Origin of the sequence: Brevibacterium linens (assembly GCF_003999335.1) — a bacterium.
In the GTDB taxonomy this organism is placed as follows: Bacteria; Actinomycetota; Actinomycetes; order Actinomycetales; family Brevibacteriaceae; genus Brevibacterium; species Brevibacterium linens.
This window is the reverse complement of the sequence record NZ_CP026734.1, coordinates 1,294,461-1,316,881: the sequence shown is the minus strand read 5'-3', so window position 1 is coordinate 1,316,881 and position 22,421 is coordinate 1,294,461. Positions and strand designations below refer to the sequence as shown.

Sequence of the window (22,421 nt, the reverse complement as noted above, 5' to 3'; positions counted from 1 at the left end):
CAGCAGAGGCAGACGACCGGGCAGAGCCCCGGTCAGCTTCCGCCGCCCCACAGCGGTGCCAGCGCCGAGTAGAGCTGCCGGATGCCGAGGATGATGAACAGCAGTGCGGTGATCGCCAGGGCGACGTTCGTGTGCAGCTTGTTCGCCCATTCCTTCGGGATCTTCTTGCCGTTGAGCAGCCCGAGGAGGGTGATGGCCAGGAACGGCATGAACAGCGAACCGAGGACGCCGTAGGCGAGGATCAGCCCGATCGGCTTGCCGAGGATGAACAGCAGCATCGGCGGGAACGTCAGCCACAGCACATAGAACTTGAAGTACTTGCCGCCGGTCAGGGTGTCGGGGTGCCCGCCCGGCTTCTTGCGCATATGCCCCCAGAAATCGGCGAACATCAGGGACACACCGTTCCAGACGCCGATGATCGAGGAGAAGGACGCGGCCCAGAAGCCGACGAGGAATCCTATGCCCACCACCTCGCCGTAGCGGGCCTTGAGGACGTCGGCGAGGCCGAGCAGCCCCTTGTCCTCGGCGGAGATCGAGACTCCCGCGGCACGGACGACCTCGGCACCGACGACGAGCATGGCGATGACGAAGATGCCGGTCATCACGTACGCCATCGAGTTGTCGATGCGCATCACCTTCATCCACTTCGGGGTGTGCCAGCCCTTCTCGCGCAGCCAGTAGCCGTAGGCGGCCAGCGTGATGGTGCCGCCGACTCCTCCGGCGAGCGCAAGGGTGTAGATCACGCCGCCCTCGGGGATGATCGGGATCAGACCGGTGAGCATGTCGGGAATGTTCGGGGCGGCGATGATCGCCAGCCCCACGACGGTGATGAACATGATTCCGACGAGGACGGCGGTGATCTTCTCGAACACGGCGTAACGGCCGAACCACACCATGGCGAAGCCGGCCAGGCCCATGAGCACCGACGATACTGTCAGGTTGACCCCAGGGAAGAGCGCGGCCAGCGGCAGTGCCGCCGAGCTCATCGCGGTGGCCCCGTAGACGAAGCCCCAGATGATGATGTAGGGACCGAAATACCATGTGGTCCAGCGGCCGAGCGATCGCCAGCCTTCGAAGATCGTCTTACCGGTCGCGAGGCTGAACCTGCCGGCGCCTTCGACGAGAACGATCTTGAGGATGACGCCGACGATCACCGCCCACAGCAGTCCGTAGCCGAACTGGCTGCCGGCCACCAGGGTCGCCACCATATCGGCGGCTCCGACACCCGTGGCCGCGACGACGAGGCCGGGACCGATGACCTTCCATTTGGCCGGGCCCGAGGCCTCTTCGATTCCCGAGACGGTCTCCGCATCACCCGCGTCGCCGGGGCCGGAACCGTTCGACTGCTCACTCATGGTGTCTTTCGCTTTCGTCTTCGGCCGCGCACAGTCTCACGATGTGGTCGGGGGTCGCTCATCAGGCTCTCCCACACACCGGCGACGCAGCGGTCTCCGTATTTCCTCAGTCATGATAGGTGACAACCGCGCTTTCGTCTCAGCGGCGTATCACCAGTCGCCTCTCACGACGGTCCGCCTCGGAATGACGCGCAGCGTTCCTGCTCAGAACCGGTCGGCGATGCTGGCCAGGCGTTCGAGATACGCATCCTGATCGAAGTCCTGCGGCAGGTTCGGAGCCGCCTCGGAGAGTCCGGCGGCACCGTCGAAGCCTTCCCGGATGATGTCGATCTGGCCCACGTGCCGGGTGAGATCGACGAGGACGTGGACCATGATCTGTCCCAGGGTGGTCTCGTCGCGGCCATTCGGCCAATGCGGCACCCGCCCCGGCGAATCGAGCCTGAGTGACTCGATGGTCTCATCAGCGAAATCGGCGACTCGGGAGGAGAGGTCGAGCAGATATTCGGTCGTCTCGGATTCGGTCGCACACCAGTCGGCCTGTGGGTCGAGGTCGATGTCGGCGTCGGTGACGAGCTCGTCGGGATTCGGCCAGGCGCGGCCGAAGGTGTCGCCGAAGTAGACGATCTCGACCTGCGCCATGTGTTTGAGTGCGCCGAGGAGGTTGAAGCCGGTCGGGGTGCGCGGCCACCTCAGCGACCTTTCGTCGAGTCCGGACAGCTTCCACCGCAGGTTCGTCCGGCCTCGGTGAAGGGACTGCTGCAGGAAGGACTTCATCGACTCGTCGTCGCCCATGAGCTCAGGGTTCCACACATGCCGCACACCGTCTACCGCTATCCTCGAAGGGTGAGTGAGAACAATTCTTCGCAGGACTCCCGCAGCCGCATCGCCCGTCGGGTCTTCCCCGACGGCGTCGACCCCGATCCGCGATTCACCCTGGCCAACGAACGGACCTTCCTGTCCTGGATCCGCACCGCCCTGGCCTTCATCGGCGGCGGCATCGCCGTCGAGGCCTTCACCTCGGAGATCTTCTCGACCGGTCTGCGGGCGACCCTGTCGATCGTGCTCATGGTCATCGGGTTCATCCTCGCCGCCGGTGCCGCGTTCCGCTGGCACCGCATCGAATCGGCGATGCGGCGCAAGACCTCCCTGCCGCTGCCGCTCATCATTCCCATCGTCAGCCTCGCCTCGGCGTTGGGTGCGGGTCTGCTCGTCCTGGTGTTCGCCGGCCTGCTGCGATGAGTCCTCGCATTCCGCGACCGCGCCCGCCGGGACCTCGTCGGCCCCGGCCGCTGCCGCACCCCGATCCGGGCCTGCAGCCCGAACGCACCACGCAGTCATGGCTGCGCACGAGTCTGACCATGACCGTCGTCAGTCTCATCTTCATGCGCTTCATCCATGTCTTCGGAGGCTGGTCGGTCGCCGTCTTCGTCGTGTGCATCGGACTGGCCATCGCGGCACTGTCCATGCAGGTCAGGCGCTACCGGCTCGGTTCTGTCTCGATCCAGGCCGAACGCAGCCGCCCGACTCCCTGGGCCGCGGCCTTCCTCACCGCCTCGGTGTGCCTCATCGCGGTCATCAGCATCGCCTCGGTCATCAAGATCTCACTGCTGTGATCATCAAGACGCCGCATCGGCGTTCCTCGTTATGAGACCGCCGTCCGAGCCGATGACCTGCACGCCTAAACTGGTCCGTATGAAGGATGCACGCGAAGTCTCCACCGCCCCGCTCGTCGCCGTCGGCCTCATCGGCGGTTTCCTCACCGCCCGCGAGACCGGGATCCGCCCCCTCGGCGGAGTCGTCCTCGCCGCCGCAGGCGCCTACGCAGCCCGCTCCTGGTATGTGAAGAAGGGCTGGCCGGCCGCCACCGGACTGAGCGTGGCCTACCTCGGCGGGTTCGGCGCCTCCCATCCCCTGGCGAAGAAGATCGGTGCGTGGCCGGCCGTGTTCGCCGTCAGTGCGGTCAGCGCCGCAGCGTCCTATGTCGTCTCCGATATCGCCGAGGCGGACTGACCCCGACCGTCCGACGCTGACCCCGACTTTCCCGGACCGGCACACCGTCCCGAACTGACACCGACCGACCCTGACGCAGGAAGCGAGGGCCCGAACAGCCCATGCTGGCCGTATTCGAAGGTTTCGCCGTCATCGCCGGAGTCATTCTGGTCGGGTTCATCCTCGGCCGCTCCGGTGTTCTCGGACCCCACGGCCAGCAGGTCATCGCGAAGCTCGTCTTCTACGCCGGCACCCCGGCTCTGCTCTATGTCACCGTCGCCGATACCGACCTCGGGCTGATCTTCAACACCGCCCTCTTCGCCACCGGCGGGTCGGCGCTCATCGTCGGGGCCGCCCTCTTCGTCCTCACCAAGTGGATCCGGAGACGCAGCACCGGGGAAGCGATGTTCTCCGCGTGGGCGACCAGCTACGTCAACATCGGCAATCTCGGCATTCCGATCGCCGCCTATGTCCTCCATGACATCGGCTACGTCGCCCCGGTCCTGCTCTTCCAGCTGCTCGTCCTCGCCCCCATCGGCATGGCCGTGCTCGACGGGGCCGGGAAGAAGCAGCATGATTCGCACTGGTATTCCGCGATCCTCCAAGTGCTCAAGAATCCCATCGTCCTCGGTGCCGCAGCCGGAGTGGCCGCCTCGGCGACGGGTTTCGAACTGCCGCGGTTCGTCTTCGAACCCATCGACATGATCGGCGCCACGGCCGTGCCGGGCGCCCTGCTGGCCTTCGGAATCTCACTCAAGGACGGATGGGGAATCCCCGTCAAGGGCAGCCGCGCACAGCTGAGCTACATCACCGGCACGAAACTCATCGCCCAGCCGGTCATCGCCTGGGCCATCGGCGGTCCCCTGCTCGGCTACTCCGGGATCGACCTGTTCGCCATCGTCGTGACCTCGGCCCTGCCGACCGCACAGAACGTCTACATCTACTCGATGCAATACCGACAATCCGAGGCACTCATGCGCGATGCCGTGTTCATCACCACGGTCCTGTCCGTTCCGGCTCTCGTCATCGTCGCCGCCCTGCTCGGCTAGCGACCCGGTGAAATCGGACGCCGTGGCGTGTCCTCCCCCGCTTGGACCCGGTGGTCGCTGACAATGGGGATGTGTCCAGAGACGAGAAGAACGAGACCGAAGACCTCCTGAGCAGGCGGATGAGTTCAGGGTCTGCCAGTGCTGCCGATAAGCAGTCGCAGACCCCTCTGGAGGCGGCCAATGATCCCTCGACCGACACCGAAGCGTTCGATCCGATCACGGATCCCATCGCAGAGGATGCCCCGAAGCATTCCGCGGACGCGAAGCCCTCGACGGGTCCGGTGAGGGTGACTCCCGCCCATTCGACGAATCCGCACTCCCAGCCCGCGACCGCGAGCACGCGTGCCGCCGAGCAGAACGCTGCGCAGAAGTCCGCCGGCACGGATTCGGCCGCCGCTGCATCGACTGCCGGGGCATCAGCCTCGACCGATGCCGGGGCCACCCGCGAGGTGCCTCAGAATGCGCGCACCGCGGTGATGAGCGAAGCCGATTGGGCAGCGGTGTCGAGGGCGGCGACGTCGACCGATGTCCGCGACCCCGACGTGCCCGAGCGCCGTCGGTCGGTGCTCGATGTCATCGGCACGATCTGGATCATGATCGCCACCCCTTTCGTCCTGCTGGCCCTGGGGGTGCGCTTCGTCGCCTCGGGGATCTTCCTCAAATTCGAGTACTTCCGGCCCGGGTTCCCGGCCGATCAGTTCGGTTTCAGTGCCGCCGACCGTGAGCACTACGGGACCTATGTCATCGACTACCTGCACAACTTCGATTCCCGGCGCTACCTCGCCGATATCATCATGCCCAACGGGGAGCCGATCTTCATCTCCGACGAGCTCGGCCACATGGCTGACGTCAAGGGTCTGATCTCGCTGCTCTACCTTGTGGCTCTCGTCGGGATCATCGGGTCCGTGCTCTTCGGCATCTACATGTGCCGCAAGAACGGATCGGGCATCCACGCGGGCGTGCGTCTGGGGTCGATCTTCAGCATCATCTTCATGGCCGCTGTCGCCGTCGTCGCAGTGCTCGGCTGGGACAGCTTCTTCCGCGGATTCCACAAGGTGTTCTTCGCCGATGGGACCTGGGAGTTCTACGCCGATGATTCGCTCATCCGCCTGTTCCCGCCCCAGTTCTGGGTCGATTCGGGCATCGCCGGCGGCGGACTGTTCGTGCTCCTGGCGATCATCCTCTTCCTGCTCAGCTTCACCGGCTTCAAGAAGCGCCGGGCGCTGCGCAAGGCACGTAAGGACGCCGAAGCAGAAGTCTGATTCGTCCATTGCCCGGCACTTCGGTTCGGGCAACTCAGTTGCGCGTGACTGCGCATCACTGCGGGTTCCAGCCCCGCTCCACGGTTCCGGCCGGGTGGTCTTTCCCCTTCCACCCGGCCGAATTTCTGTCCGGAATCAGTCGTCGACGGCGTCGCGGCCGCGGCGGACCAGAAGCGGGTCGGCTTCGTAGACGACCGACGGGTCTTTGTCCTCGTAGTCGAACTGGTTGAGGAAGTAGCGCATCGCGTTGAGGCGGGCGCGTTTCTTGTCATTGCTCTTGATCGTGATCCACGGAGCGTGGTCGGTGTCCGTGCGGCGGAACGTCTCTTCCTTCGCCTCCGTGTAGGCGTCCCAGCGATCGAGGGACTCGAGATCCATCGGTGAGAGCTTCCACCGCCGCACCGGGTCGATCTGACGGATCGCAAACCGGGTCCGCTGCTCTCTCTGGGTCACGGAGAACCAGAACTTCGTGACGTGGACTCCGGAGTCGATGAGCATCTTCTCGAACACGGGAGCCTGTTCCATGAAGGTCTCGTATTCGCCGTCGGTGCAGAATCCCATGACTCTCTCGACGTTGCCCCGGTTGTACCAGGAGCGGTCGAACATGACGATCTCCCCGCTCGTGGGCAGGTGGGAGATGTAGCGCTGGAAGTACCACTGTCCAGCTTCGCGGTCGGAGGGTTTGTTGAGTGCGACGACGCGGGCGGCGCGCGGGTTGAGGTGTTCGGTGAAGCGTTTGATCGTTCCGCCCTTGCCGGCGGCGTCACGACCTTCGAAGACGATGACGTGTTTGGCGCCCGTGTCCTGACCCCAGTACTGGAATTTCAGCAGTTCGACCTGCAGTCTGTACTTCTCGAGTTCGTACTCTTCGCGGTCCATCTGTTCGTCGTACGGGTACCCTTCCCGCCAAGTTTCGACGGCCCGGCCCATGGGGTCGATGAGGTGCGGATCCGTGGTCTGACTGTCCTCGACGGTGTATCCTTCGAGGCGGAGTTTGTCGATGTACTCCCGCAGATTCTCTTGGAACAGATTGTTCACGAGATCCTTCCCTTTCGCTGTCGACACCGGGGTGTGCCTCGTGCACGATAATGCGCAGAGATGAATATCAGGTTATGCGATCGACGTCGCGTCGCGGGATGATTCCGACGCTCAATAGTGGCGCGATGGCGATGAGTCCGAAGGACAGCGGATAGCCGAACGCCGTCACCAGGGCACCGAATCCGGGGCCGAGCAGGGCCGACATGACGAACTGTCCCGTGTTCTGGGCTCCCAGCGCCTTGCCCGACCAGCGCGGTCCGGCGGCTTCGGCCACCGAGGCGAAGGCCAGTCCGTTGTCGGCCACGGAGACGGCTGAGGCGAGGATGAAGACGACTGCGGCGACAGCGGGGAGCTCAGTCAGCGACAGGATGGCGATGGCCACCACGAATATCACGGCGGCGACGGCGACGATGCGCATGAGGCCGACGCGGGATCCCGTGCGGTCGGAGAGCGCGCCGACGACCATGCGGCCGACAGCGCCGATGATCTGCGCGATCGCGACGATCGCTCCGGCGGCGCCCGCGCCGATCCCCTGGACGACGATGAGCCAGACGAGTCCGTAGGTGGAGAACGCGAACTGCGGGACGACGAGGAGCGCGGAGACCGCGTGGATGCGCCACAGGAAGGAATCGCTGCGGTAAGGATTGATCGCCGAGGCGGCGCCGGACTTCCCCTCCCCCGCCGAGGTGGATCCCGGTTCGGTTCCACCGATCCGTGACGTAGTCGGATCGGTGGCGCGGTCGAGGTCGTCCACCTCGGCGCGGGTGGGAGACTGCTCCGGCGGGTTGCGGACGAGGGCGAAGCAGATGAGGGCGAGCAGACCGGTCACGGCGGCGACGAACCACAGGTAGGCGGGGAATCCGCCGGCCGCAGCGATCGCGGGGATGGTCACGGCGGCCACGCTCGTGCCCAGCGGCTGCGACATCTGGCGGATACCCATGGCCAGTCCGCGACGGTGGCGGGGGAACCAGCCCATGACGACGCGGCCGGACGCCGAGTTCACGGAGGCGGCGGCAGCACCGGAGGCGGCGATGACGATGACCATCCAGATCGGCGAGTCGACGACGAGGACAGCGGCGGCCGAGAACACTGCTGTCAGCCCGATCCCTAAGGTCATCGCGAGTCGTTCACCGAAGCGGTCGGCGAATGCGCCCCAGGCGATGAGGGTGAGGATGAGTCCGAAGCTCGGTGCGGCCGCGACGGTGCCGGCTTGAGTGAGGGTGAACCCGAGGTCGGAGTGCATGTATGGGATGAGGAAGGCGGGTCCGGCGATCGCGATGGTCGCGGCCATCTGCGTGAGGACACCGACGACGAGGATCACCCAGGCCTGCCGGCTCGGTCCGTTCGTCGTCATCGCTCCAGGTTAGCCATGTGGCCGGATCGTCCGCGGGACGTCTCAGATCGCGGTGGCCGGGGTTTGCCGATAAGGTGTGTTCTGAGCATTTCCCCCTATAGCCCAATCGGCAGAGGCAGTCGACTTAAAATCGATTCAGTGTGGGTTCGAGTCCCACTGGGGGGACCAGAGATATTTGAGCTGACCTGCGACGATTCACAGTGACGACCAGGCTGATTCCTTCACCGCCTCTGCCATCAGGACAGCCGCAGCCACCCAGGTGCCCGGGCAGTGAACTCGTTCCGATCGAGCCTGTCTCCGACCCCGGCGGGAATCGCTCCGAGGACAGGCGCCATCGCCGACAGTGCAGCCCAATTGTCACGGTCAACCGGAGACGCCTTTTCGGGCCACGAACCGATGATGATGCCGGTGGTCGAAACCCGCCGTCTCTCAAGGGCTTCAGCGGTGAGAGCAGTGTGGTTGAGAGTCCCTAGGCGTGAGCGGACGACGATGGCGGCACCGACCGAGTTTTCTCCCTCTGACAGTCCGGCTGCGATGTCGGCGAGGGTCAGCCCTCCGAAATCGACGAGGACTCCCCCGGACCCTTCGACGAGGACATGGTCGGCATCGGTTCGTGCCAGCGCCGTACGTATGAAGTCCACATGCTCGGCCGCGCTCGGCAGATTCGAGACTCTGTCGGCCCCTGAGGAGTCCGGTCCGGATGGTACAGCGCCAGCTGACTCATCATCGACCGACTTGAACCCGTCCCATTCGGCTTTGGCGGCGGGAACCGGAGCCATCGGCAGGCGGAGGGTGGTGTTCGTGAACGTATAGATGCCGGTCAGCCGCGCCACCGCCTCCGCGTCGGATTCTGTGACGACGTCGCAGTAATCGGATTCGAGCTGCTCACGTGCAGGATCGTCGGCCCTGATATGCCCCGTCTGGATCGGCTTGCACATGATCACTCGACGCCCAACCGCCGTCAGTGCCGCGGCCAGCGCCGCGGTGGCGATGGTCTTGCCGACGCCGGTGTCCGTTCCCGTGACGAGCAGAAAGCGCGGGATCATGCCGCCGACTCCGCAGCGCAGATTTCGGTGATCGCCCGAATGCGCTCACAGGCGTATGCCAGCTCCCCAGGACTGAGTCCGGCACGAGCTGTCAGCCGCAGACGCGTGATGCCGTCGGGCACCGAAGGAGGGCGGAAACAGCCGACGAGGATCCCCTCCTCGCACAGCAGTTCGCGCGCCCGGACGCCTGATTCCGGACTCGGCATGGGAACGGACAGCACGGCACCGGCCGGGACCGGCACATGAAGTACAGCTGCCAGTTGTGAGCGGGCGGCCTTCATCGACGCCACCCGCTCAGCGGTGATGAGGTCGAGTGCGGCACGCGCTGCGGCCGCCATGGCAGGGGAAAGACCGGTGTCGAATATGAAGGTGCGAGCCGTGTTGACCACAGCATCTCGGACGAGACCGGCTCCCAGCACAGCCCCTCCCTGGGAGCCGAGCGCTTTCGACAGCGTGGCGGTGACCACGAGGCGGTCGCGGAATTCGCTCACCGCGGCAGCCGCCCCCATTCCGACGGCTGTCTCGGCGCCGGTCACACCGATCCCGTGCGCTTCGTCGACGAGCAGCAGAGCGTCGTAACGAACGCAGAGGTCAAGAAGACAAGGCAGGTCCGCGGTGTCACCGAAGACGGAGTACACGGATTCGACGACGACAAGCGCCTCTGGCTGCTGACGACCAGCCAGAGCGGCTTCAACGGCCTCCAGGTCGTTGTGGGCGACGATTCTCGTCGGAGCTTTTGCCAGACGGCAGGCATCGATGAGTGACGCATGGTTGTGGGCGTCGGAGATGATGAGAGTATCAGGACCGGCCAGAGCAGTGACGGCGGCGATATTAGCCAGATAACCGCTGGAGAAGGTCACACACGCAGGGTGCCGCAGCCGTTCGGCCAGCGCAGCTTCCAATCGGTGGTGGACGTGTGTGGTCCCGGTGACGAGTCGCGATGCGCTGGCCGAGGTGCTGCTGCGTTCGATCTCCTCGATCGCTGCGGAACGCACCAGCGGATGCGCCGAGAGCCCGAGGTAGTCGTTCGAGGCGAGGTCGAGTCCGTCGAGCACGAGGTCACTGCGATAAAGACCGGCAGTACTTCGGCGCTCGGCGGCGGCGGAAAGGCGGGAGAAGAGGGCGTTCACGATGCAACCTCGAACTCGCACCCATCCCCGTGTGCCGCGGCTGCCGCGACAATCGCCTTCGTGATGGTGTCCACCACCGCCGGAGTCGAGATATAGGGAGGCATCGTATAGATGTGCTGCCGAAACGGCCGCAGCCACACCCCATGTTCGGAGGCTATGCGCGTGGTCAGAGCCACGTCGACCGGGCGGTCGAGTTCGACGACGCCGATGCCGCCTGTCACCCGCGCCTCGATGACATGATCCAGCCGCCTGGCTGGAGCGAGGCCCGTTTCGAGGGCCTGCGAGATCCGTCCAATGGCCGGCTCCCAGCCGCTCGTCTCGTCATCGATGAGGAGGCCGACCGACGCATTTGCCGCAGCACACGCCAGGGGATTCGCCATGAACGTGGGCCCGTGCATGAGCGCCCGGTGAGACGAAGTGGTGATGACGTCGGCAACCGTTCCACTGCACAGCAGCGCCGCCAATGTGAGATAGCCGCCGGTCAGAGCCTTGCCCAGGCACATGACGTCCGGGGTGATCCCCGCGGCCCGACAGGCGAAGTCAGAGCCCGTGCGTCCGAAGCCGGTGGCGATCTCGTCGGCGATGAGTACGGCATCGATCTCGGTGGCCAACCGCCGCAGTGACTGCAGGGCGGCGGGGTGATACGGGCGCATACCTCCGGCACCTTGGAAGAGGGGTTCGACGATGATGCCGGCGATCTCTGCCCCGTGAGCATCGACGAGGTTTTCAGCCTTGACCGACCATTCGTGCACCTCGGAAGCGGATGCCTCCGGCAACGGCGGACGAGGCAGGAACAGCTGGGTTGCGAGCAGCCCGGCGAAATCGTTGTGCATTCCCCCAACAGGGTCGCACACGCTCATCGCCCCGGTGGTGTCACCATGGTAGGCACCTTCGAGGGCAAGGAAGCGCCTGCGGTCGCGGCCGCGGGCCAGCTGGTATTGGATGGCGAGCTTGAGCGCGACTTCGACCGAGACCGAACCCGAGTCTGCGAGGAAGACATGGTCGAGTCCGTCCGGTGTGACTGCGACGAGCCGCTCGGCTAGTTCGACGGCCGGTTCATGGGTGAGACCGCCGAACATGACGTGCGAGAACGATCCGATCTGGGTGGTCAGTGCCGCATCCATGACCGGATGCTGGTATCCGTGGACGACCGACCACCACGAGCTCATCCCGTCGAGCAGTCGATGCGCCGATCCCGAAGCATCGCGCAACTCCACATAGGGCCCATCTGCGCCTGTGACCGAGAAGTGCGCGCCGGCGTCGAGCGGACCGTAGGGGTGCCACAGCAGGCCGGAATCGCGCTCGAGCGTGCTCGTCGGCATCCGTTGTCCCGCCTCAGACATTGGGCGCGTGCTCTGTGCCCGCGCCGCGGCGCCGGATCGTCGGAATCATCACTCCGGAGTCGTCGGCTTCTTGACCAGCCGTCGGCAGAGGTTTGCCGCACGGCAGGGTGCTCGCGGACTTTGCTGCCTCAGCGGACGTTCCGTCGCTCTTCATGTCACCGGGCGCCACCTCGGCGAAGGCGGCCTGATGGGATGCCCGGTGAGCCTTGAGCTCATCACGCAGTCGTTCGGCACTCTCTGCTCCGACGATCTCGAAGCCTCCGTCGACGATCATGTCGAGGTCTTCCTCGGCGGCCTGCCCCTCCGAGGTCAGATAGTCGCCGAGGAAGAGGGAATTGGCCACATGAAGCGACAGCGGCTGCAGCGTACGCAGGTGCATCTCCCGACCGCCGGCGATGCGCAGCTCGCGGTCCGGGCACAGGAATCGCACGGCGCAGAGAATCCGCAGGCAATGCTGCGGGGTCAGAGTCCAGGTTCCTTCGAGCGGTGTGCCGTCGAAGGGAATGAGGAAGTTGACCGGGATCGAATCGGAGTCAACGGCCTTGAGCGCTTCGATGGCCTCGATGATCTGCTCGTTCGTCTCCCCCATTCCGACGATCAGCCCCGAGCACGGGGAGAGCCCTGCACCACGCGCCTTGTCCACAGTGTCGACACGGTCGGCGAACGTATGAGTCGAGCAGATATCGGGGTAGAGAGATTCGGCAGTGTTGAGGTTGTGGTTGTACGCGTCGACACCGGCGTCCTTGAGCCGCTTCGCCTGACCGTCCTTGAGGAACCCGAGGCAGGCGCAGACCTCGACGTCGGGACTGGATGTCTTGATCTCCTCGACCATCCCCGAGACACGCTCGACGTCCCGGTTCGAAGGACCGCGTCCTGAGGCTACGAGGCAGACCCGCGAGGCTCCCCCTGCCAGACCGAATTCCGCCTGCCGCTTCGCCTCTTCCCTGGGCAGCCACGAGTATTTGAGGATGTCGGCTTCGGAACCCAAGCGCTGCGAACAATAGCCGCAGTCCTCCGGACAGAGTCCCGATTTGAGGTTGACGAGGTAGTTGACCTTGACGCGATTGCCGAAATGCTCGCGGCGCAGCCGGGAGGCAGCGGCGACAAGGTCGAGGAGGTCCTCGTCGGACGACGACAGGATCGTGCGGGCATCGGAGGCGGTGGCCGGATCGCCGGCGAGCACGCGCTCGGCGAGTACTTGATAGCTATCCATATTGCCATTATTGAACACTGTTCAGGAAGGTACAAAATCCCACGTTGTTGCCCGAGCAGGCAGAATGGTGTGATGACTTACGCGCTTCTCACCGTCAGCGACCACTCACAGTGCGTCGACGGAACGGACGACCCGCGCCTCGCCGAGGCGGACGGACCGGCCGCACTCCTCGACGTCGACAGCGATGTTGCCGACTCTGGAGCACCGCCGCTCGGCGAATGCATCAGTGCTCCCTGCCGTCCCCTCGCCTACCGCGAGATCGGTGGCGAATGGACGGAGGTCGGCTTCGAAGCCGCCGACCATTGGAAGCAGATGGGCCCGGACCTGCGCAGCCGCCTCGTCACGGACCATCTCGCGACGCTCGACGTCGCCGAGTTCAAACAGGCGACGAACGGCGGCAGCGCCTCGATCATCACGAACAACTGGGTCTACTCCGGCCAGCCGCGGATCTATCGGGTCGCAGGAGCCCTGCGTGATTTCGTCACCGTGTTCGGACAGCTCGCTCGCGCCTGATGTGCAGCACTCGGTGTGCCGCCTTCATCGCCTGCCCGGGCCGAGCGAAACGACTTTGACAGTATTCACCCCACACCGATGACCTGCATCGGACCGATGCCCTCTCGGCCCCCTGCGTCCAAGGACGGACAGCACATGGCACATCAGAGATCGAGCCCGACTCCCCTGAGTCCGCCTCCCACTCCCCTGAGTCGACGATCGGTGCTCATCGGTGGTTCGGCGGCTTGGACATCCAGCGCATGGTGCTCGACCACGCGGATAGACTCGAGGACGCCCTCGACCTCTTCGACGACCACAATGTCGATTTCACCGGCGGTCCAGGCCTGCACTATCTGGTCGCCGACGGCACGGGGGCGAAAGCCGTCGTCGAATACGACGCCGGCACGATGCAGGTCATCCGACCCCCGCAGGGGCAGCCGTGGATGCGCTTGGAGAACGTCCACATGTCCACGACGTCCGAGGCCCAGCGCAGCGGACAGTGGCGCTACTGCACCTGCGCGGACACACTCTCGGCCGCCGCTGGGAAGGTTTCCGTCAACGAGGCGGTCGGCCTGCTCGACGATGTGCGCCAGGCTTACACTCAATGGCAGAGCGTCTACGACCTCGGCAAAGGCACCCTGCGGGTGATCGCGGAGAAGTCACACGACTTCACCCTCTCCAGCTGATCGCTCGAGCTCTGGCTTGGGGAACGTTCACATGCCCGCGGACACGTGTGCTTCGTCGTGACGGTCCCGGTTCTCGACGATCTCCGCGACGTTGGCTTCTGCCCACGTCCGGAGTGCGGCCACGGGTTCCTGCAGTGACCGACCGAGGTCGGTGAGCGAATACTCCACCCGCGGCGGCACCTCGGCGAATACCTCGCGCTGGATGAGGCCGTCGGCGACAAGCGACCGCAGGGTCGAGGTCAGCACCTTCGGAGTGATTCCGCCGATGGCCAGACGGATCTCGTTGAAGCGCTTCGGACCGGCGTCGAGGATGTCGACGATGAGCACCGTCCACTTGTCCCCGACCCGATCGAGCACCACTCGGGTCGGGCATTCGGGGTCGAAGGCATCGCCTTCCCATCGAACTCTCACACTCATGGTTCAATAGTATCCTTGAGGTACTCGATATCCCAAAGATACCTTAGGAAGGTCAGACTTTGACTTCCACCGTGCATCGCGCCTGCGCTGCACGTCGAACGAAGGGACTCTTATGAAGATCGCAACCTTTGGAGCATCGGGAATGATCGGCTCGCGCGTCGTCGCCGAGGCGGCCTCCCGCGGGATCGAGGTCACCGCCATCACTCGCTCCGGCACCGAGGTGAACGGCGCGACGCGCTCGATCGCCGGTGATATGGCGGATGCGGAGCTCGGAGCACGCATGGCCGCCGACCACGATGTCCTCGTCTCCACCACCGGACCCAGCCGCACGGGCGGGAACCACCAGGAATGGCTCGACGCTCTGTCGACCGTGGCGAAGGCCAGCGGTGAGACCCGACTGTTCGTCGTCGGCGGTGCCGGTTCCCTGTTCGCCGGGGACACGATGCTCAAGGACACCGAGGGTTTCCCTCCCGCGTACAAGGCTGAGGCAGAGACCGGCACCAAGGCACTCGAACTGCTGCGTGCGGCGAACCCCTCGCCGTGGACGCTCATCTCCCCCGCCCCGGAGATCGCTCCGGGTGAGCGCACCGGTTCCTACAACGTCGAGCTCGAGGTGCCAGCGGGCGACTCGATCTCGGCCGAGGACTTCGCTGTGGCCATGGTCGATGAGATCGCCGAGCCTGCGCACATCGACGCCCGCTTCACCGTGGCGAACTGAGCAGGGCTCACTCACTGCAGCGTCTGCAGATATGACTGACGCCGGGGATGCGATTGCATCCCCGGCGTCAGTCGTCTCATCAGGGCGTATCGCCGGATGGCACCGGCTGCCTCGAATCAGGCCTTGGCAGGCTCTTTCTTCGGAGCCGGCTTCGAGTTGGCGGCCTCGACGAAGTTCTTGCGCGGAACATCGAGGTCTGCCAGCGGCATGACGTCGCGGCCGAGGACGGCGTTGAGGAACCAGTTGCCGAAAACCTTGACCTTGCGATCCATGGTCGGGATGGCGTAGCCGTGGTACGCCCGATGCATGAGCCAGGCGAGAATTCCGCGGGCTTCGAAATCGCCCATCTGCGACACACCCTTGTACACGCCCAGACCGGCGACCGTACCGATGGTCTTGTGGAAGTACTGCTTGAACTCGGTCTCTCCGCGCAGTGCGGCGAGCACATTGGCAGCCAGCACGGGGGCCTGACGCACGGCGTGCTGAGCGTTGGGCACGCAGAAGCCTGCCACTCCGCCGCCGGACAGGTCGGGAACAGCAGCGTTGTCGCCGGCGGCCCAAGCGCCCTCGACGACGCCGTCATCGCCCTCGACCCGCAGGTCGGCGCGCACGGTGACGTTGCCGCGTTCGTTGATCGGCAGGTCGGAGTCGATGAGCATCGGGTTGGCCTTGACACCGGCGGACCAGACGATCGTGTCAGCGTCGAACTCTTCGCCGTTCGAGAGCTTGACGTGCTTGTCGGTGCAGTCCTGAAGGAAGGTCTCGAGGTAGACGTCGATTCCGCGTTCGCGCATGTGCTCGACGACCCAACGGGCCTGAGCTTCGCCGACCTCGGGCATGACGCGGCCGAGGGCCTCGACGAGGACGAAGCGGACATCGGCTTCGGTCAGCGTCTCGTACTGGGCGATGGCCGAACGGACCATGTCCTCGAGTTCGGTCAGCAGCTCGATGCCGGCGAATCCGCCACCGACGAAGACGAAGGTCAGAGCCTTGCGACGCTCTTCGTCATCTTCCATCAGAGCGGCGTCGGCCAGGCGGGACAGCAGGTGGTCGCGCAGGGCGACGGCTTCCTCGATGCGCTTGAGCGCGATCGCGTTCTCCTTCAGGCCCGGGATCGGCAGCGCACGGGCAACCGAACCGGAGGCGAGGATGATGTGGTCGTAGTCGAGTTCGAACGCTTCATCGTTCTCGGGTTCGATGGTGGCGAACTTCTCCGCGTGGTTGATCGAGGTGACCTTCGCGGTGATGACCTCGGCACCCGGCAGGTTGCGGCGCAGCGGCACCACAGCGTGACGGGGCTCGATCGACCCTGCTGCCACCTCGGGGAGGAACGGCAGGTAGGTCATGTACGGGTTGGGATCGACCACAGTGACGGTGGCTTCGCCCCGACCGAGGTTCTTCAGCAGATTCTGAGCGGCGAGCAGGCCGACAGAGCCGCCGCCGACAACGAGGATTCGTGGACGCAGTTTTGAGTTTCTGATGAGTGCCATAATCCCATGCTAGACCCTTGTGAAAACTTTCACTAATTGTTTGTCTCACGGACTCGAACGCCCCAGATCAGAGCAGTTTCGTCTCCCGGTTTCAGCGTCGACGGCGGGCGAAGGAGACGACCGAGACGATCATGAGAACCAGGGCGATCAGGGCACCGGCACCGAGAACGGCGAAGCCGAGAGTCGGTGTCGACTGTGTGGCGACGATGTCTGTCGGCGCGAGTGCCTTCGGGCTCTCGGACTCATCCGGAGCGGCGGTTTCGGTCTCTTCGGCCTTCGCATCCCCGCGACGATGCATCTTCACCCAATCCGCCAGCTCCTCCTCGGCGGAGGACACGTTCTTGGGCACTTTCGCTTTGACCGCCCCCTGCGGATCGACGCGGCCCCAGCCGACGATCGGGTCGGGCTTGCCCTTCTTGCTCACGCCCTTGTGACCGTCGACCGGTTCGGCGCTCGACTGCAGCTTCGCCCGGACCTCATCGGCGCTGAGTTCCGGGTTCTCGGAGCGGATGAGCGCTGCCACACCGGCGACGATAGGAGCGGCGAAGGAGCATCCCTGACCTTCGGCGTAGCCGCCGCTGTAGTACGGGATGGGAATGTCCTCGGCCGGGCCCATGAGGTCGACAGCCGTGCCGGGGGCGGTGGAGTCGTGAAGGACCTTTCCGTTCTGGTCGAGTCCGCCCACCCCGATGACGCCGGGGACCGTCGACGGCGACCACGCCTGGGTCGCTCCCTGTGAGGCGTTGCCGACGCAGGCGACGACGAGCACGTCCTTCTCATAGGCGTAGGCGAAGGATTCGTCCCAGCTCTAGGGCCAGCCCGGATCGTCCCATCCCAAGGACATGTTGATGACCTTCGCACCGGAGTCGACGGCCCACCGGATGGCCTGATCGGCCTGTTCTCGAGTCGATCCGGACTCCTTCGGGCGGTCGGGGCCCAGCCACATCGACGCCGACAGGATCTCTGCGTCCGGGGCGACGCCGGTCGGTCCGGCACCGACTCCTCGGCCGGCGATGACTCCGGCCACGGCGGTGCCGTGGTGGATCGTGGTCTTCCCGCCGATCGGGGTCTTTCCGTCCTTGCCCAAGCCGCTGAAGTCCTTCGACTTCGTCACCACGTCTTTGAGGTCTTCGTGGTCGGTGTTGACGCCGGAGTCGATGACTGCGACCTTGACGCCCTTGCCCGTGGACTTCTTCCATACCGTGTCGATCCCGTAGTCCTTGATGAACCACTGTCCGGGCCCGGCCTTCGGCGCGGCCATGACCGGCTGGGTGGTGCCGACGACGAGTCCGAGGACGACGGTCATGACGGCGAGGAGTCGGGCGGCGCCTCTCACGAGCTCGTCAGCGCAAGATCGAGCGCGGTCCCGTCGAGGATGTCGGTTTCGGAGACCCGAATGTCCAGCGATCCCCCGGCGGCCGTCACTGCCTGGTCGAAGCGGTCGACGGTCCGGGCGAAGATCAGCGATCCGGCGCCGATGACATCGACGCGTCCGGGGTGCATGTACGGCAGATCCGTGCGAGCCTGGCGGTCCATGGACAGGAGACTGCGGGATTCGTCTGCCACGTCCGCGACGCTGATATGCGCTCCGTGGATACGCTCTCGCTGGTAGCTCTCGAGCCCGAGAATACCTGCGGTGATGGTGGTGACGGTGCCGGCGACACCGATGAAGGTCCGCGGTGCGGAGAAGTCGACGATACGGGCCGCCTGGTCGAGCTGGCCGTCGATATCGGCAAGTGCCGCCTGAATCTGAGCGTCGTCGGGTGTCTCGACGGGCATATGGCGCTCGGTCAGACGCACCGACCCGATGTCCATGCTCACTGCCGCTCGGACATCATCGTGGCCGAGGACGAGTTCGGTCGATCCGCCGCCGAGGTCCATGACGACATACGGTCCATCAGCATCCGTGAGCCCGGCAGTGGCGCCGAGGAAGGACAGTCGGGCCTCTTCCTCACCGGCGATGACGTCGGGGACGACGCCGAGGATCGAGAAGATCCCGGCGAAGAACTCATCCCGGTTCTTCACGTCGCGGCTGGCCGAGGTCGCGACGAATCTCAGCTTCTCCGGCTGGTAGTCGGCGGCCACCTCGGCGAATTCCTTCGCCACGGAGAAGGTGCGCTCGAGCGCCTCGGCAGCGAACTCGCCGGTGGCGTCGACGCCTTGGCCGAGGCGGACTATCCGGGTTTCACGGCGCAGGTCCGTGAGGGTGCCGTCGGCGGCGACATCGGCGATGAGCAGACGCAGGGAGTTCGTCCCGCAGTCGAAGGCGGCAACACGCATGGCAGGTCCTAGTCGGTCGGTTCCGGGGTGGCAGCGGCCTCGGCCAGCGGCGGCACATCGCTCATGAACGACAGCGCGCGATCACCGATCGGGTTGACACCGAGCCCGGCGGACAGCGAATGCCCGACGAGGGCGTGGAGGCATTTCACCCGGTTCGGCATTCCGCCGGCGGAGTAGTCCTTGATCTCCTCGACTTCCGCCAGGCCCGCTGCGGACCCGATCTCTGAGCGCACGTCGAGGTAGGCACGGTGCGCGGCGGCATAGGCGGCGGCAAGGTCCTCGTCATCGCCGATCTCGGCGGTCCACTCGGCCATGATTCCCGATGCTTCCAGCCGTGAGCATTCGGACACATAGGCGGGATGGGTGAGGTAGAAGGTCGTCGGGAACGGAGTGCCGTCTTCGAGGCGGGGGGCCGTGGCGACGACGAGGGGTTCACCGGCGGTGCTTCGAGCGGCGATGCCGACGACGCCTCGGGGAATGCGTCCGAGTTGGTCTTCGAGGACTGCGAAATCCGCCTCGGTGCACTCTGTGATCATCAGCTCTTCTCCACGGTGTTTCCGGTCTCCTGAATGGACTCCAGCAACTCAAGGTACCAGGCCTGCTTGCGAACCGGCCGTGCGGACTCGGTTTCGTCGTCCACAGCTTCTTGGTTCGTGACGATGACCGCGTTCTTGCTCTTCTCCACGTAGTACTGGTCTTCACGGGCCTTGCGCTTGATGTAATCGGGGTCCCTGAGGTTCTCGTTCTTCTCCTCGAGGCTCTTGACCTCGGCCTTCGTCGTCTCGATCTCCTCGTTGAGGGCGGCGATCTGCTGGGCCTGCTTGAGGGCGGCGTTCAGGGGCGAGAGGAAGGCGAGGAGGACGGCGGCGATGACGAGGAGGAAGATGCCCGTGCGCAGCGATATGCGGCGGCTCCGCGCCTCGGCGTCCATGCCGGCATCGGCTTCGATGACCGGTTTCGGGCATCGACGAGGGGCGGCTTTGCCAGGAGCCGATTTCGGGGCACTTCGTCTGGGCTTGCTCGGGACCATGTTTCTTTCCTCTGCGACTGGGGATCGGGGAAGAGTGTCGCAACATCTCCAAGTGTGCCGTGTCCGCATTCTCTGCGCGAGGATTTCGGGCCCGTGGCGTGTTCGGTTCTCACGTATCTTCCATCACGTTGCAGCGTGCTCGCTGACCCTCAGCATCCGGAGCCTCCCCTCACCTTCACCGCCACTCCCTCCCGGCGGCCGCTTCTCCTGCACCTGGCAACGCACCCCTCACCGTTCACGGCAAACCCCCTCGTTCCTGCAGTGGGTTATGCGGCCAACGGTGATGCATGCCCGCAATCTCTTTCCCTCAGACCTCCGATGCCTGCCGATCGCTCCGCGCAAACCTCAACTATCCACAAGGCTACCCACAGCGCGAGGGCGATCTATTGTCTTTTGATGTCATTAGGTGCACTTCAGTGACATGTACAAACTTCTGAGCACCGAGGAAATCGTCCGACTCGGATTCAACCACGCGGACATCCGCGACGAGGTCAACGAACTCAACGCTTCTTTGTCTGGGCACTTCAGCCAACGGGCCGATCAGAGAACGGACGGTTCGAAACCCGACCCGCCGGAGGAGATCGACTCGCACATCTCGGCGGCTCTCATCCACGGCCTGCCTGTCCCCTCCCCCGTCACACACCAGATCGAGGTCGTCCGTCCCGGCGTCAACCGTCGCTTCAAGAGCATCCATGTCCGCGGCAATCAGATTCCACAGGCTCATCGCGCCAGGATCGGGGGTGCCGAGCTCACCACGCTCGAACCCACACTCATCGACGTTGCCCGCAGCTGCAACCTCGACGTCTCCGTGCCCATGATCGATGATGCGCTGCACCGAGAGCTGACGACCAGAGAGAAGATCCTCACGACCCTCGCCCAATCTCTGGAGAAGCGCAACGGCTCCACAGTGCGGTTGGCCATCGACCTGGCTGATTCCCGTCGCGAATCCCCCGCCGAGGCGGTCGCCGCCGGGCGCGACTCGTCATCGAGATCGAGGGCATCGGCTAGCTGTATCTCGGCTCAGGTGTTCCCCGACAAGAGCTCGAAGCGGAATGTCGCCGATGGGCAGGCATGAGACGACTGGTGACAGATGGTGGCACGAAAACCGACTACCGGCAGCAGGGAATCGTCGCGGCAGGGATGGGAGACCATGAGGTGGGGACGCCGGAGCGGCAGACGACGAGGCGGGGCCGGGCGATCGTTGTGATCGTCCGGCCCCGCCTCGGGGAGTTCAGGACCCTGCTGACCTCAGGCTTCGAAGCGCGGGAAGGCGCTGCGGCCGGCGTAGCGTGCGGCATCGCCGAGCTGCTCTTCGATGCGCAGCAGCTGGTTGTACTTCGCGACGCGTTCGGACCGGGCCGGGGCACCGGCCTTGATCTGACCGGCGTTGGTCGCCACGGCCAGGTCGGCGATCGTCGTGTCCTCGGTTTCGCCGGAGCGGTGCGAGATCATCGTGGTGTAGCCGTTCGTCTGTGCCAGCGACACAGCGTCGAGGGTCTCTGTCAGGGTGCCGATCTGGTTGACCTTGACCAGCAGCGAGTTCGCCGTGGCGTTGTCGATCCCGCGCTGCAGACGCTCGGGGTTGGTCACGAACAGGTCGTCGCCGACGAGCTGGACCTTCGACCCGATCGTCTCGGTCAGGGTCGCCCAGCCGTCCCAGTCGTTCTCATCGAGGGGGTCCTCGATCGACACGAGCGGGTACTTCGCCAGCAGCTCTTCGTAGTAGGCGGCCATCTCCTCGGCGGTCTTCTTGCCGCCTTCGAACTCGTAGGCTCCGTCGGAGTAGAACTCCGAGGACGCCACGTCGAGGGCAACGGCGATATCGCGTCCGGGACGGTGCCCGGCGATGTCGATGGCCTCGATGATGAGGTCGAGTGCCGCAGCGTTGGAGTCGAGGTTCGGAGCGAATCCGCCCTCGTCGCCGAGCCCGGTCGAGAGTCCGCGCTCCTTGAGCACGCCCTTGAGCGCGTGGTAGACCTCGACGCTCCACTGCAGCGCTTCATGGAAGCTGGCGGCGCCGATCGGGGCGATCATGAATTCCTGGATGTCGACGTTCGAGTCGGCATGGGATCCGCCGTTGAGGATGTTCATCATCGGCACGGGCATGACGTGTGCGTTCGGTCCGCCCAGGTAGCGGTAGAGGGGCAGATCGGCCGAGACCGCTGCCGCGCGAGCCACGGCCAGAGAGGTTCCGAGCATCGCGTTCGCGCCGATGCGGGACTTATTGTCGGTGCCGTCGAGTTCGATGAGCGCCTGGTCGACGAGACGCTGATCGTCGCTTTCGAGCCCGACGACGACTTCGTGGATTTCGTCGACGACGGCGTCGACGGCCTGGGTGACGCCCTTGCCCAGGTAGCGCTCCGGATCACCGTCGCGCAGCTCCACGGCTTCGAACTCACCGGTGGAGGCACCGGAGGGGACTCCGGCGCGACCGACGGACTCATCGGCCAACAGCACTTCCACCTCGACGGTGGGATTTCCCCGGGAATCCAGGATTTCACGGGCGTTTGCGGCAACGATCTCGGCCAC

General features: G+C 65.1%; 23 protein-coding genes, 1 tRNA gene and 1 pseudogene. 10 read left to right on the top strand and 15 right to left on the bottom strand.

The window, feature by feature from the left end:
* Window positions 1-32 precede the first annotated feature (32 nt).
* Window positions 33-1,355 (bottom strand): Nramp family divalent metal transporter, encoded by a 1,323-nt coding sequence (locus tag CXR29_RS05860; RefSeq protein ID WP_241241604.1) that lies wholly within the window; start codon window positions 1,353-1,355, stop codon window positions 33-35.
* Window positions 1,356-1,559: 204 nt separating this feature from the next.
* Window positions 1,560-2,165, bottom strand: coding sequence for a DinB family protein (locus tag CXR29_RS05855; protein WP_241241603.1), 606 nt, complete (start codon window positions 2,163-2,165; stop codon window positions 1,560-1,562).
* On the opposite strand from CXR29_RS05855, the gene CXR29_RS05850 reads away from it, so the two are divergent.
* The 5 genes from CXR29_RS05850 (at window position 2,166) to CXR29_RS05830 (ending at window position 5,655) form a co-directional block, all read left to right on the top strand.
* On the top strand, window positions 2,166-2,594 hold the full coding sequence (locus CXR29_RS05850; protein WP_101555385.1) for a YidH family protein: 429 nt from the start codon (window positions 2,166-2,168) through the stop codon (window positions 2,592-2,594).
* Window positions 2,591-2,968 carry a DUF202 domain-containing protein gene (locus CXR29_RS05845; RefSeq protein ID WP_127364117.1) on the top strand — a complete coding sequence of 126 codons (378 nt, stop codon included), beginning with the start codon at window positions 2,591-2,593 and terminating at the stop codon, window positions 2,966-2,968. The genes CXR29_RS05850 and CXR29_RS05845 overlap by 4 nt, the downstream gene beginning before the upstream one ends.
* Window positions 2,969-3,047: 79 nt before the next feature.
* Complete coding sequence (locus tag CXR29_RS05840) at window positions 3,048-3,365, top strand: hypothetical protein (protein WP_231488480.1); 318 nt, start codon at window positions 3,048-3,050, stop codon at window positions 3,363-3,365.
* A 101-nt stretch (window positions 3,366-3,466) separates the two neighbouring features.
* On the top strand, window positions 3,467-4,393 hold the full coding sequence (locus CXR29_RS05835) for an AEC family transporter (RefSeq protein WP_127364116.1): 927 nt from the start codon (window positions 3,467-3,469) through the stop codon (window positions 4,391-4,393).
* 71 nt (window positions 4,394-4,464) lie between these two features.
* Entirely contained in the window at window positions 4,465-5,655 is a 1,191-nt protein-coding gene (locus tag CXR29_RS05830) for a TIGR01906 family membrane protein (RefSeq protein ID WP_127364115.1), read from the top strand.
* A gap of 135 nt (window positions 5,656-5,790) precedes the next feature.
* Here the strand turns inward: CXR29_RS05830 and ppk2 are convergent, their stop codons facing one another.
* Together ppk2 and CXR29_RS05820 are read right to left on the bottom strand one after the other, a co-directional pair.
* The gene (gene ppk2 / locus CXR29_RS05825; RefSeq protein WP_127364114.1) at window positions 5,791-6,693 is read right to left on the bottom strand and encodes a polyphosphate kinase 2; all 903 of its coding nucleotides are present in this window, start codon (window positions 6,691-6,693) and stop codon (window positions 5,791-5,793) included.
* Between the two features lie 67 nt (window positions 6,694-6,760).
* Window positions 6,761-8,047, bottom strand: coding sequence for an MFS transporter (locus tag CXR29_RS05820; RefSeq protein ID WP_127364113.1), 1,287 nt, complete (start codon window positions 8,045-8,047; stop codon window positions 6,761-6,763).
* 91 nt (window positions 8,048-8,138) lie between these two features.
* On the opposite strand from CXR29_RS05820, the gene CXR29_RS05815 reads away from it, so the two are divergent.
* Window positions 8,139-8,215, top strand: a tRNA-Leu gene (locus tag CXR29_RS05815).
* A 68-nt stretch (window positions 8,216-8,283) separates the two neighbouring features.
* Here the strand turns inward: CXR29_RS05815 and bioD are convergent.
* Genes bioD through bioB form a run of 4 tightly spaced genes read right to left on the bottom strand, consistent with a single transcriptional unit; the run spans window position 8,284 to window position 12,779 of the window.
* Window positions 8,284-9,093 (bottom strand): ATP-dependent dethiobiotin synthetase BioD, encoded by an 810-nt coding sequence (gene bioD / locus CXR29_RS05810; protein WP_127364112.1) that lies wholly within the window; start codon window positions 9,091-9,093, stop codon window positions 8,284-8,286.
* Window positions 9,090-10,223, bottom strand: coding sequence for an aminotransferase class I/II-fold pyridoxal phosphate-dependent enzyme (locus tag CXR29_RS05805; RefSeq protein ID WP_127364111.1), 1,134 nt, complete (start codon window positions 10,221-10,223; stop codon window positions 9,090-9,092). Before CXR29_RS05805 ends, bioD begins: the two co-directional genes overlap by 4 nt.
* Entirely contained in the window at window positions 10,220-11,545 is a 1,326-nt protein-coding gene (locus CXR29_RS05800; RefSeq protein ID WP_127364110.1) for an adenosylmethionine--8-amino-7-oxononanoate transaminase, read from the bottom strand. The genes CXR29_RS05805 and CXR29_RS05800 overlap by 4 nt, the downstream gene beginning before the upstream one ends.
* Window positions 11,546-11,558: 13 nt before the next feature.
* Entirely contained in the window at window positions 11,559-12,779 is a 1,221-nt protein-coding gene (gene bioB, locus CXR29_RS05795) for a biotin synthase BioB (RefSeq protein WP_127364109.1), read from the bottom strand.
* 72 nt (window positions 12,780-12,851) lie between these two features.
* Here bioB and CXR29_RS05790 point away from each other — a divergent pair, with 72 nt between their 5' ends.
* A complete protein-coding gene (locus CXR29_RS05790) occupies window positions 12,852-13,292 on the top strand; it encodes a hypothetical protein (RefSeq protein ID WP_127364108.1) in 441 nt (146 codons plus the stop codon).
* Between the two features lie 224 nt (window positions 13,293-13,516).
* Window positions 13,517-13,957 carry a C45 family peptidase gene (locus CXR29_RS05785; protein WP_127364107.1) on the top strand — a complete coding sequence of 147 codons (441 nt, stop codon included), beginning with the start codon at window positions 13,517-13,519 and terminating at the stop codon, window positions 13,955-13,957.
* Window positions 13,958-13,984: 27 nt separating this feature from the next.
* Here the strand turns inward: CXR29_RS05785 and CXR29_RS05780 are convergent, their stop codons facing one another.
* A complete protein-coding gene (locus CXR29_RS05780; RefSeq protein ID WP_127364106.1) occupies window positions 13,985-14,374 on the bottom strand; it encodes a winged helix-turn-helix transcriptional regulator in 390 nt (129 codons plus the stop codon).
* A 112-nt stretch (window positions 14,375-14,486) separates the two neighbouring features.
* Between CXR29_RS05780 and CXR29_RS05775 the strand changes: the two genes are divergently transcribed.
* A complete protein-coding gene (locus tag CXR29_RS05775) occupies window positions 14,487-15,092 on the top strand; it encodes an NAD(P)-dependent oxidoreductase (RefSeq protein WP_127364105.1) in 606 nt (201 codons plus the stop codon).
* Window positions 15,093-15,208: 116 nt separating this feature from the next.
* Here the strand turns inward: CXR29_RS05775 and CXR29_RS05770 are convergent, their stop codons facing one another.
* The 5 genes and pseudogenes from CXR29_RS05770 to CXR29_RS05750 form a co-directional block, all read right to left on the bottom strand.
* A complete protein-coding gene (locus CXR29_RS05770) occupies window positions 15,209-16,582 on the bottom strand; it encodes an NAD(P)/FAD-dependent oxidoreductase (RefSeq protein WP_101595448.1) in 1,374 nt (457 codons plus the stop codon).
* A gap of 91 nt (window positions 16,583-16,673) precedes the next feature.
* A pseudogene (locus tag CXR29_RS05765) lies at window positions 16,674-17,843 on the bottom strand (S8 family peptidase).
* A gap of 71 nt (window positions 17,844-17,914) precedes the next feature.
* Window positions 17,915-18,862, bottom strand: coding sequence for a Ppx/GppA phosphatase family protein (locus CXR29_RS05760; RefSeq protein WP_101555398.1), 948 nt, complete (start codon window positions 18,860-18,862; stop codon window positions 17,915-17,917).
* Between the two features lie 8 nt (window positions 18,863-18,870).
* On the bottom strand, window positions 18,871-19,398 hold the full coding sequence (locus CXR29_RS05755) for a DUF501 domain-containing protein (protein WP_101555399.1): 528 nt from the start codon (window positions 19,396-19,398) through the stop codon (window positions 18,871-18,873).
* Window positions 19,398-19,892, bottom strand: a complete 495-nt coding sequence (locus CXR29_RS05750; RefSeq protein ID WP_127364104.1) for an FtsB family cell division protein — start codon at window positions 19,890-19,892, stop codon at window positions 19,398-19,400. The genes CXR29_RS05755 and CXR29_RS05750 overlap by 1 nt, the downstream gene beginning before the upstream one ends.
* A 421-nt stretch (window positions 19,893-20,313) precedes the next feature.
* On the opposite strand from CXR29_RS05750, the gene CXR29_RS05745 reads away from it, so the two are divergent.
* Complete coding sequence (locus tag CXR29_RS05745; protein WP_127364103.1) at window positions 20,314-20,967, top strand: hypothetical protein; 654 nt, start codon at window positions 20,314-20,316, stop codon at window positions 20,965-20,967.
* 173 nt (window positions 20,968-21,140) lie between these two features.
* On the opposite strand, the gene eno is transcribed toward CXR29_RS05745, so the two are convergent.
* Entirely contained in the window at window positions 21,141-22,421 is a 1,281-nt protein-coding gene (gene eno / locus CXR29_RS05740) for a phosphopyruvate hydratase (RefSeq protein WP_101555402.1), read from the bottom strand.

Bases quoted from the DNA above. Each gene is read 5' to 3' on its own strand.
- CXR29_RS05860 (WP_241241604.1), bottom strand. From the start codon at position 1,355: ATGAGTGAGCAGTCGAACGGTTCCGGCCCCGGCGACGCGGGTGATGCG.
- CXR29_RS05850 (WP_101555385.1), top strand. From the start codon at position 2,166: ATGCCGCACACCGTCTACCGCTATCCTCGAAGGGTGAGTGAGAACAAT.
- CXR29_RS05845 (WP_127364117.1), top strand. From the start codon at position 2,591: ATGAGTCCTCGCATTCCGCGACCGCGCCCGCCGGGACCTCGTCGGCCC.
- CXR29_RS05840 (WP_231488480.1), top strand. From the start codon at position 3,048: ATGAAGGATGCACGCGAAGTCTCCACCGCCCCGCTCGTCGCCGTCGGC.
- CXR29_RS05835 (WP_127364116.1), top strand. From the start codon at position 3,467: ATGCTGGCCGTATTCGAAGGTTTCGCCGTCATCGCCGGAGTCATTCTG.
- CXR29_RS05820 (WP_127364113.1), bottom strand. From the start codon at position 8,047: ATGACGACGAACGGACCGAGCCGGCAGGCCTGGGTGATCCTCGTCGTC.
- bioD (WP_127364112.1), bottom strand. From the start codon at position 9,093: ATGATCCCGCGCTTTCTGCTCGTCACGGGAACGGACACCGGCGTCGGC.
- CXR29_RS05800 (WP_127364110.1), bottom strand. From the start codon at position 11,545: ATGCCGACGAGCACGCTCGAGCGCGATTCCGGCCTGCTGTGGCACCCC.
- bioB (WP_127364109.1), bottom strand. From the start codon at position 12,779: ATGGATAGCTATCAAGTACTCGCCGAGCGCGTGCTCGCCGGCGATCCG.
- CXR29_RS05790 (WP_127364108.1), top strand. From the start codon at position 12,852: ATGACTTACGCGCTTCTCACCGTCAGCGACCACTCACAGTGCGTCGAC.
- CXR29_RS05780 (WP_127364106.1), bottom strand. From the start codon at position 14,374: ATGAGTGTGAGAGTTCGATGGGAAGGCGATGCCTTCGACCCCGAATGC.
- CXR29_RS05775 (WP_127364105.1), top strand. From the start codon at position 14,487: ATGAAGATCGCAACCTTTGGAGCATCGGGAATGATCGGCTCGCGCGTC.
- CXR29_RS05770 (WP_101595448.1), bottom strand. From the start codon at position 16,582: ATGGCACTCATCAGAAACTCAAAACTGCGTCCACGAATCCTCGTTGTC.
- CXR29_RS05760 (WP_101555398.1), bottom strand. From the start codon at position 18,862: ATGCGTGTTGCCGCCTTCGACTGCGGGACGAACTCCCTGCGTCTGCTC.
- CXR29_RS05755 (WP_101555399.1), bottom strand. From the start codon at position 19,398: ATGATCACAGAGTGCACCGAGGCGGATTTCGCAGTCCTCGAAGACCAA.
- CXR29_RS05750 (WP_127364104.1), bottom strand. From the start codon at position 19,892: ATGGTCCCGAGCAAGCCCAGACGAAGTGCCCCGAAATCGGCTCCTGGC.
- CXR29_RS05745 (WP_127364103.1), top strand. From the start codon at position 20,314: ATGTACAAACTTCTGAGCACCGAGGAAATCGTCCGACTCGGATTCAAC.